We start from the raw sequence: 694 nt of genomic DNA on the forward strand, positions 1-694 counted from the left end.
GACGTCGGCGACGGCGTCCTTGCTGAGCAGCATGCCGCCGAGCACGGCCTGTTCGGCGGCGGCGTCCTGCGGGGGCTGGCGGCCGAAGTCCTCGCCGGGAGGCGGCTCCACATCCGAACGTTCGCGCGATCGACCCAAGTCATCGACGACAGCCACGCTGAGCCGCACCCCCTCCTGAACGCGATCGAACGAACTTTCGAAGCAGCACGACGCGACTGTAGGTCGGGCCTCCGACATGTCCTCCGTGGAGACCTGAACCGATCCCGCGACGGATCACGTTAGAGGTTGCTGAGCGGGAATCAAGTCGGCCCTGTTGACGAACCTGTGGATGCCGTGTGGATATGTCCGGTGAGCCATGTTGACTCGTTGGGGAGAACTTGTGGATCAAGGTCATCGTTCGTCCCATTCGCGCAGCTGAACGCACCATAGGTGGGCTGAGGAGCTGTGGATGGGAAATTGGTCGGCGTGTCGCGCGTGGTTGCCGGTTCGGGCGTGTTGTGTTTCCCTTCGGCGCCGCGCAGGTTAACAGCCGGTTATGTTCGCTGGCGCTGCTTTGCCGGGATTTGTTCGCCACCGGGAACGACAACGGCCGGGCAAAGACACGTGGTCTCTGCCCGGCCGTCGTAGAGTGCGCTTCGGCCAGCCGTGACTAGCCGGAAACGACGTCCAGCGACACCTGCGCCTCGACGTCGTG

The 694-nt window shown here is 64.1% G+C and carries 1 pseudogene; it reads right to left on the minus strand.

Going from position 1 to position 694, the window contains the following annotated elements:
• A pseudogene (locus tag J3476_RS28085) lies at positions 1-156 on the minus strand (replicative DNA helicase); the annotation flags it as partial.
• Between the last annotated feature and the right edge of the window lie 538 nt (positions 157-694).

Origin of the sequence: Mycobacterium sp. PO1 (assembly GCF_017312405.1) — a bacterium.
Lineage (GTDB): Bacteria > Actinomycetota > Actinomycetes > Mycobacteriales > Mycobacteriaceae > Mycobacterium.